Origin of the sequence: Fluviicola sp., from assembly GCF_030151805.1 — a bacterium.
Lineage (GTDB): Bacteria > Bacteroidota > Bacteroidia > Flavobacteriales_D > Crocinitomicaceae > Fluviicola.
The window spans coordinates 1-9,363 of record NZ_JASLCN010000345.1 but is presented as its reverse complement, the minus strand read 5'-3'; the positions used below and the strand labels follow the sequence as shown (position 1 = coordinate 9,363).

Below are 9,363 nucleotides of genomic sequence, written 5' to 3'. Positions count from 1 at the left end.
CGCGTGACCAATTTTCCTGGTGGATCAATATGCCGTTTTCGCCCCAGAATTTCCACACTCCGTGTTTCAATCCTTTTTTGAAAACTCCTCTTTCCGCCAGTTGATTATTCTTATAGAATGATTCGTACTGACCATTCAGCAAACTGCCCGAACTTCCGCCCTGGGTAGCAAGAATTTTTTGCGACTTGAACCAGAAATAGATCTTGTCCGGGTGGTGTTTTTTCAGTTGACTGTCGTCCGTGTCGAGGACGTGGAAAACAATGGATTTATTGTCTTGTTTAATATGGAATTTGTTCTCAATTTCAAATTTCTGAGCCTTTCCAGCGAATGGGTAAACGAACAGTAAACAGATGGTTAAGCATCGTTTAACTGACTTGAAGACGGTGAAATTGGTTGATTGAAACATCTTTTGTTTTTTTTCCAAAAGTAGTATTTTAATATGAAAGAATTGGATACCTTTGCGGTTGAATTTTACCTGATTTTCTTCAGGTTTCATTTGATTTTTTTGAAATTAAAGAATTGTATATCATTTTTCATGAAAAACCACCTTATTCTTGCGTTGGTACTTTTAGTATCACCATCATTATTTTCTCAGTTGGATAGTTTAGCCGCTGAAGTCCATCTTGTTCAAAATACAGATTCGCTGAACTCACGAAGTCCATTGTTATCCTTGGAAGTGTATCTGAATGATATAAGTGATTTTGGAGCCTTAACGGTTCGCGTTTTTGAAGGGAATTCTCAAAACCCAAGGGCTGTTTTTTACGGGGCAAAATCAGATATTGAATCTCAAAACTTAATCAATGGTAACAATATATTGATTCAATTTCCAAATCTGGATGATAACAAGTCATATAACCTTTTTATTGAAGTGCAGAATACAGCGATGATTTATTTAAAATCACTCAGCTTGAATTATCAACCAAATTAATCATCATTTTACTTATGAAAGGAAAGAATTTCCAGGTTTTATTACTGCTTTTGCTGATGTCAATAAATTTCGCATTCGCTCAGGGTATTATTTCAACTTCATTCAATGCCACTGAAGATGCCTATACGATGAGTACGACTGCTTATGAGGGACTGAATTTTGGCAGCTCTGAAGCACTTACTCTCGATGGTGTTCTTATTTCCTCAAGACCCATGGTACGTGCTGCTGCAAGATCTTTCCTGAAGTTTGATTTATCGACGATTCCGTCTAATGCAATTATCACTTCCGCGACCCTTCGCTTAAGCGCCAGAGGTACAGAGGGAATTGCGGCTGCAAATTCTACGGAGTTGTATGTAGATCTGGTGAATACGGATTGGGCTGAAAGTACAATCACACATAATTCGGGAATCTCAAACAATACAATAGCCGCTACAGTAACCATATCTAATTCTGTGAGTTATCCGGTTTCGGGAGGGACGCTTCTGTACAGGGTATTTGATGTGAAGAACCAGGTTCAGGCTTTGGTTGAACAACGCATTCCGAATTATGGCTGGAGAATTAGAAGAGACGTGGAAGGTGGATTACAATTGACCGCGACTTATCATTCCTCAGAAACTACAACCACCCCTACCAATAATTATGTGCCTAAACTGGATGTCAGTTACTACATTCCCATGTCAGTGAGTTCCGCGATGATTGTTCAAGCAAGTACAACAACCTCTACAGACGGTTCCATTTCTCCGGTTATTGTCAATGGGTCATCATCAACCAAAAGTTATCAATGGTTTAATTCTACGAATTTAACTACCCCGATTGCCACGACAACGAATTTAAGTAGTGTGAAATATGGGTGGTATGGTTTGAAAGTTACGGGAACAGAACCCGGTGATATTATGTTTTATGGGTTTATTGTTGGGGTTAAATGTACTACTTTCAGTATCATATTTAACCCCAACAATAGTGATTATATCGATGATGCAACTTACAGTGACAGAATAGCAGGGTCGGGAACTACGGCATTGTTTAACACACAGTTAAATAATGGAAATGATGTCAGTTTGATCTCTGCGGAACAACAATTTAATCAATTTGAAAGCTTGTTGCGTTTTCGGCTTTGGTTTGATCCTAACCTGAGTTTTAATGTGGCAAACTTAACCCTTTATGGGAACGCCCATAACCCAGCTGACAGGGCAAACACTTCTAATTTGAAGTTGGTGAATGCTCCTTGGGCAGAAATGTCAGTTGCTTATACGAATAAACCAGCATCGCTTTCCAGTCCTTCGGTTGGAGTCCCTTCTGTTGGAGCAGGAAACACAAATGTAACTGTTAACATTGCAAACCTTGTTAACAACTGGAAGCTGAATAATACACAAAATTACGGCTGTCATTTGCAGTTGATTTCCTATATGGGAACGAATACATTGATGCAGTTTCATTCTTCTGATGCTACTTCAGGTTCGAAACCAACACTGAACATGAATATTACCTCAAATGACTGTTCGACGAATCAGAATTTGTACTATGTTCCGAAGGAAACCGTAGGGCCGGATATCGCAGATTTGCCGGCTGACAGGAAACTGAAGATCCGTTACAAAGATTATTTTGACACGGATAATAATCTAAACTACTCCATTAAATGTTTGAATGATGATTCTTCGGTTGCCGGACCTTCAGTAACAAAAACGGACTATACCAATTGGATCGTAATCAATTTGTCGTCTGCAGGCTTGATTGCAAATAATATTTACCTGTTGGAGTTAACGGATAGCAGTGGGAAGAAAGAATATTTGAAATTCAAAGTAATTTAAAAAATGAAGAAGATCATAATTATAATACTCCTTCTGGGAGTTGGATTGGGGATTTTTGGTTTGGGATGGTATTTAAGTTCTAAAAAAGAGCAAGTGCGTTATGTTTCTATGTCAAAAGTGTATTTGGAGTCCGACTACTATAAAAAATTTCAACAGGATTTGAAAGCTTTGGAAACACAAAGTAATGCTCAATTGGCAGGCATTCAAAAAGACATCCGGGATTATAAAGCTGCCGGTGCTGAAGCTTCTTTTATTAAGGAGATGGAAGATGAACTTCTGACGAAGCAGGAAGAACTCACACGTCAGTACGAGGAAAAGTCCAAGCAGTTTGATGAGATTATTTGGGGGGAGATCAACCGGTCAATCTCTGAATACGGGAAAAAACACGGGATTGATTTTATTCTCGGAGCCAAAGGAGATGGAAATATCATGTATGCTTCGGATCGTTGTGATATCACCAATGAATTGATTGAATTTATTCATAAACAAAAATAATGAGACGTTTTTGTTTTCTGGTTTGGATAGTCCCATGTCTGGGTTTCATTTCATTTGATGAAAAGCAGCCATTTGATGCATTCAAAGACTGGTATGCTTCGAACAAGGAAATGTTACTTTTTAAAACAGACTTTGACGGATTGAACTATCAGCTGCGCTTCAATCCTGCTGAGTTGAAATTAATGGCTGCTATTTTGAGAAAAGAAGTTACTAAGGAAAAAAAGGACCTTCAAAACTGGTATAAACAAAACGATGCTTATGATGAGTTTTCGTTTAAAATTTCTTCGGGTGAAAAAGACCTTTTAATTCAATACTCAGATGATAAAGAAATGTATAATCAAAAGCTATTTTACTTAATAGAATCTGCTCAGTTTGATTTTTCGATTGTCCGAAAACTGGATACGATTTCGCCGACCCATTACCAGTTTGAGAACAACTATGGGAATGCCCCATTTATAAGCATTTATTTAGCTTTTGAGAAAGCTCAAAAAGACAACCCTGTCAAAGAATTTATATTCAACGACCAGGTATTTGGAAATAGAATAATTCCCATTGATATACAAAAATTAAACACCCTGAATATTCCTAAAATCAAGTAACATGATTCTTAAAATTAGAGAGAACAAATTTTCAAAATCGATTGTGTTTTTACTGATCGTGCAATTGCTTATTGATTCAACCGGATTGAATTATGCATTGGCAGGAGATGGCGGACCAACACAGCCTGAAGTTCATTCATTTGAACCGATTGGTACGAACCAGATGGTTGATCCGTTTACCGGAGATTTTACGTACAATATTCCTTTATTCAATCTTCCCGGGCCAGATGGTGGTTATCCGGTCAATCTGGCGTATCACAGTGGGGTGCAAATGGACCAGGAGGCAAGCTGGGTGGGGCTTGGCTGGAATATTAACATGGGAACAATTAACCGTCAAGTAAGGAATTTACCGGATGATTTTGATCAGGATGTTGTGAAAATTAAAACGGATCAGAAACCGAATTGGACGGTGACTACTGGTAGTAAAGCTAATTATGAAATATTTGGAATCGATTTTTCTCCTGTTGCAGCGGCTGCTACGATAGGTACCGGAGTAAATTATTATTACAATAATTATCGTGGATTCGGTTATTCGACTGATTTTGGATTATCTCTCAAAATAAGAAAAATTTATAGTGATGGAACTGGATCAAAAATGAGTGGAGATCTGGGATTTAATACGAAAATAGATACCAGAGAAGGTGTAAGTGGTGATGTTACGCTTGGATTCAGTCAAATGAATCCAAATAATAATAGTGCGAAAAAGTCACTAAGTGTTTCAACCGGATTTGATAAAAATGGTTGGCAACGTGCTCTCATCATTCAAGGTGCTCTGGATATGAAACGCAGTAAGAAGAGGGTAGATGAGTATGGGAATAGAAAAAGACAGAGTTTATCGGGTGGTAATTCACTGAGTTTTGCTCAACCTCTTGTGTCTGTTACTGCTCCGCAAGCGATGAGAGGAGGAAGTGGAGATTTCAAAATTGGCACAGGAGTCAATCTTTTTGGTAATTTCTTAAAGGCGGAGATTTCGATTGGATTTGAATCAAGTAAATTAAAAAATAAAGGAAAGGAAGTTGAATATAAGGGAATAGGGTATTTGTACTATCAGAATGGAGGAACCCCCGAACCAGAAGATGATTATCGTGTGAAAGACCTTTCTGTTGAAAACGAAGGATTGGTTCATAAAGATACCAGAAGATTGGCTGTACCAACTTTAACTTATGATAATTATAGTGTGACCGGGCAGGGAATTGGAAACTCATTTCGCCCTCACAGAGCTGATATCGGAAATGCAGAAAACCCTTATATTCATTCTGAATTACATGGAGGAAATCTTGGCGTTGAGGTGGCGATACCACTTGTTACTAATATGCGGATGGGGCTGGATTTAGGGTATTCTTTCAGTGGTTCAACAGTAAGAGCATGGCCCTCAGGTTCTATCGGAGCATCTTTTGCAACAGTTGATGCTTCATTGGCAAAGTCTGTTTATTTTAAAGAGTATGGAGATCAGGCACAGGATGATTTGGAAGGAAATTATGGAGCTGTCATAGCGAATAATAAGCCTTTGGCTTATGCGATTAATGAAGAAGACAATTTTTACAGGGTTCATAACCTGGATCAGCAAGGAAATACGATTGTTTCTAATGCTTCAAGAACAACCAGGAGAAAAAGAGCGCAGGATATAGAGCCATTCACCAATAACTTGATTATGAATAGCTCTTACATGAACGCAATGATCCCCGAATTTGCGTTAGGGTATTATGATGCTCCAGTTAATCAGGGATCCGGATATAATAGAGGAAGTATCAAAAGTTATGATGAAATAAGAAGAGCACTTCCGGGAGCTCACGTGGGTGGATATATTGCAACTAATCCAGAAGGCTTAAGATATGTATATGGTTTACCTGCGCAAAATAAGAAAGAGCGTGATGTAGCTTTTTCTGCTGAGGAGAGCTGGTCCGATGTTAATTCAGCACAGCGTACAACTGTTCCTTCGGATTATAAAATAAGCGGAACAAATAAATATTACAATTCAGTTGAAAAAGGAACTTATGCTCATTCCTATATGTTGACGTCGATTTTGGGAGAAGATTATGTGGATTTGGACAATGTAAAAGGTGCTTCGGACGGGGATTTAGGGTACTGGGTGAAATTCAATTATTTTAAAGCCCATGGTGATTTCAAATGGAAATCACCCTACCAGGGAGTTAACTACAACAGAGGGTACAAAACAAGTTTTAAAGATGGAACTGTTAATTACAGTTATGGAGAAAAAGAAATATGGTATGTAGCTACTGTTGAGACAAAAACACATATTGCTGAATTCATTCTTTTGGATCGGGATGACTGCGTACAAGTCTCCGGAGAGTCAGGAAGTGCCCCGGGATCAGGATCTTATAAAAAGTTAGATAAAATCAATATCTATCTGAAATCTGAGCGTTATCCTAACGGGGTATTTAACGGATCGGCAAAACCAATTCAAACCTGTCACTTCAAATATTTGTCTAGTGCTAATTCCTTGTGCAAAGGTACTCCTGATAATCCTTCCGGAGGAGGTAAACTAACCTTGGAGAAAGTTTGGTTCACTTACCGGAATAACCAATCAGGAGCAACCAATCCGTATGTTTTCGAATACAATAAAACGGTGACTGTTAACGGAAGCCCTCAAGAAGTTACTTATAGCAAGTTTTCGATAGACAAATGGGGGAATTACAAACCTTTTGAAAGTATTGATAATCCTTATATTGATCCATATGTCAGCAAGGCAGTAATGGATGAAAGAGCTGCGCTTTGGAATCTGAAAGCGATTAACTTACCATCCGGAGGGCGTTACGAAATAGATTATGAATCGGATACCTATGCGTATGTGCAAAATGAGGTTGCCATGCAGATGTTTAAAATTGTCAGTTTGGATCCTTACAATAATGGTTCAACAAACAATAAAATCAATTCAGATAAGAATGCAGCTGCGGAGACCCGACGGGTATTCTTTAAATTGGAAAAACCCATTGCAGAAGCCCTTTCAGATGAAGAAACAAAAGCAGAGATACGAAAATACATTCGTGAAGGAGAGTATCTTTATTTTAAAGTGGAGATCAATTTAACAAAAGCAAGCAATACGAAAGAACCTGTTGCAGGTTATGCACGTGTCAACGCGATTGATGTCGATCTGAATAGTTTAAACGGAGGTTATTATCAATGGGGTTCTGTTGAATTGGAACCACTTAAAGTGAATGGTAAAAGCACAGATTACCACCCGTTTACGGAAGTTGGAGCTCGCCATATCCGTTACAATCAACCAGAGATACTAGTTGACAACCTGCCGAATGCAGATATGGATGATTTGAATAAAGGGGTAGCAAAGTCAATCGCTACTTCAATGATATCTTATGGAGTAACTCTTCGCAGTAAGTTTAAGAAGTATACAGAATCACTTTACGGAAATGGAAATGACCGTTTGTCGGAAATTGATTTGGATAAATCCTTTTTGAGAATGCGTACACCGGATAAAATCAAATTCGGTGGTGGGCACCGGGTGAGAGAAGTCCGTATCTATGACAATTGGGCGGATGCTTTTGTTTCTTCAGGAACAGAATCAGCTTCGGTTTACGGAACGGTTTATGAATACGATATTACCGGTCCGAATGGAGAAAAAACAAGCTCAGGAGTTGCCACTTATGAACCTTTAGTCGGTGGTGATGAAAATCCGATGAGAAACCCGGTTCGGGGATGGGAAGACAAAAATATTTTATCTAAAAACGTTGCAAATACCTATACGGAAGATCCAGGGAACGAATCTATTTTCCCCGGGGCGAGTGTCGGGTACAGCCAGGTTCGGATCATGTCGAAAAATACTGCCGACAAAAGGAGTAATTTCTCAGGAAGTGTTATTCAGCATTACGGAGGAATTACTGTGCAGGAGTTCTATACTTCCAAAGATTTCCCGATTATTAATCAGGTGACCGAATTGGAACAAAACAAAACCTTCCGTAAATCAAGACTGATCGTTCCGGCTGTTTTTGCGAATATAGATCGATTGAGAATGGCGGCAACTCAGGGCTATTACACCGAGTTGAATGATATGCACGGTAAACCGAAAGGGGGGAAGGAATTGGCGCTTGTTCCGTCAGATAATAGCAACCATTACGATGAGCAAGTGATCTCTTCGGTAGAATACGATTATTTTGATGAAGAAAAACTGACAACGAATCTTGCCGGAGAGACTTTTATCACACGATCATTAAAAAACGAAGTGGATATCTTGGTTACCGACAGAGATCCCAGCGACCTGACAAAAGCAAAAATTATATCTGGAATCCTGGCAACAGACATCGATTTTATACCAAGGACTCAGTATGTTCAGAAAAGAAATGCTTCAGGATCTCTAACGTTGAATTTTGAAACATTACTACCATTGGCTATGCTTTATCCAATCCCCTATTTCAATTGGCAGGAGGAAAAGGTAGGTACAGTTGTGACGAATAAAGTGGTGACTAAATCCGGGTTATTGAGTAAGGTTACGGCTATACAGAAAGGATCAAAAGTAGAAACCGAAAACCTGGTTTTTGATGATCTGACCGGAGCCCCTCTTTTAACGACTGTGACGAATGATTACGGAGATAAGATCTATAATTATTCGATCCTGGCACGAGATGTTTACGACCGTGCAGGTGCAGCTTACCAGAATATTGGTATGGAAGTTATACTGAAAACCCCGGGAGCACTCACAAATGGAATCCAGACAATGGTATTGGACAATTCAGCTGACATCAATAAGTTTGTGAAGGGAGATCGTTTGTTGTTGATGCCGGTAACGAATGATCCGATTTTCGGATATGTGCAGGATGCAGGTCGTCCGAAATATATTGGCTATTTTTCAGACAACATAGGAAGTACAGTACAATTGGAAGTGCCTCAGGCTTTATCCGGAATTTACAAAGCAATTGTTATCCAATCAGGGAGAAAAAACAACCTGACAACCCCGGTTTCTACCATCACGGCACTATCTAATCCGACAGTTCAGCGACAAGAAATCATCTGCCAGGATAAGTCAAATGGCATGCGTGTATTTAAAATTCGCAAGATTGATAATGTCATTGGTATCTCGGCTACTGAATTAGGAGAATACTGGTATAAAGATACGCGTCAGATTAATGAAGTTCCTGCCAGTTGGACTGACAATGCCTTTTATTCCAAAGGTTTTGGTGGAAACTTCAACCCGATCAGGAATTATTTCTATGCGGATGACCGAACCCAGGGAACGGATGTCAATCTGAAAACAGATGGGGTCATGAATGGGGTAGAATTGTTCAATTTTGAGTCATTGTTAGCGGAGCCGACATCTCAGGCTTGTCTGTCCAAGTGGCGTTTGACAGATCAGATCACTTTAATGAATCCTTCCAGCAATGCCATTGAAAGTAAAAATATCCTGAACACTTATTCATCATCACTTTACGGTAGAAATGGAATTGAACCGATTGCGGTGGCCGGTAATGCAAAGAATTCTGAAATCGGGTTTGAAAGCTTTGAGGAATATACAACAGCTACGATTGACCTGGATCAGAATTCGACGAATAATCTGAATTTTTAC

The 9,363-nt window shown here is 39.1% G+C and carries 6 protein-coding genes; 5 read left to right on the top strand and 1 reads right to left on the bottom strand.

Features of this window, described 5'->3' with window-relative positions:
* Positions 1–406, bottom strand: a 406-nt coding sequence (locus Q1V93_RS13130; RefSeq protein ID WP_300665337.1) for a hypothetical protein, incomplete at its 3' end; no start/stop codon positions are given.
* A gap of 33 nt (positions 407–439) precedes the next feature.
* Between Q1V93_RS13130 and Q1V93_RS13125 the strand changes: the two genes are divergently transcribed.
* From Q1V93_RS13125 to Q1V93_RS13105, 5 genes are all read left to right on the top strand, one after another.
* Positions 440–928 (top strand): hypothetical protein, encoded by a 489-nt coding sequence (locus Q1V93_RS13125; protein WP_300665336.1) that lies wholly within the window; start codon positions 440–442, stop codon positions 926–928.
* 14 nt (positions 929–942) lie between these two features.
* A complete protein-coding gene (locus Q1V93_RS13120; protein WP_300665334.1) occupies positions 943–2,736 on the top strand; it encodes a DNRLRE domain-containing protein in 1,794 nt (597 codons plus the stop codon).
* 3 nt (positions 2,737–2,739) lie between these two features.
* Complete coding sequence (locus Q1V93_RS13115) at positions 2,740–3,231, top strand: OmpH family outer membrane protein (RefSeq protein ID WP_300665333.1); 492 nt, start codon at positions 2,740–2,742, stop codon at positions 3,229–3,231.
* A 110-nt stretch (positions 3,232–3,341) separates the two neighbouring features.
* Positions 3,342–3,830, top strand: a complete 489-nt coding sequence (locus tag Q1V93_RS13110; protein ID WP_300665331.1) for a hypothetical protein — start codon at positions 3,342–3,344, stop codon at positions 3,828–3,830.
* A gap of 1 nt (position 3,831) precedes the next feature.
* Positions 3,832–9,363: hypothetical protein (locus Q1V93_RS13105; RefSeq protein WP_300665330.1), on the top strand; the 5,532-nt coding region annotated here is incomplete at its 3' end.

Excerpts from the sequence above, each read along its gene's own strand:
- Q1V93_RS13125 (WP_300665336.1), top strand. The coding sequence starts at position 440 with ATGAAAGAATTGGATACCTTTGCGGTTGAATTTTACCTGATTTTCTTC.
- Q1V93_RS13120 (WP_300665334.1), top strand. The coding sequence starts at position 943 with ATGAAAGGAAAGAATTTCCAGGTTTTATTACTGCTTTTGCTGATGTCA.
- Q1V93_RS13115 (WP_300665333.1), top strand. The coding sequence starts at position 2,740 with ATGAAGAAGATCATAATTATAATACTCCTTCTGGGAGTTGGATTGGGG.
- Q1V93_RS13110 (WP_300665331.1), top strand. The coding sequence starts at position 3,342 with ATGTTACTTTTTAAAACAGACTTTGACGGATTGAACTATCAGCTGCGC.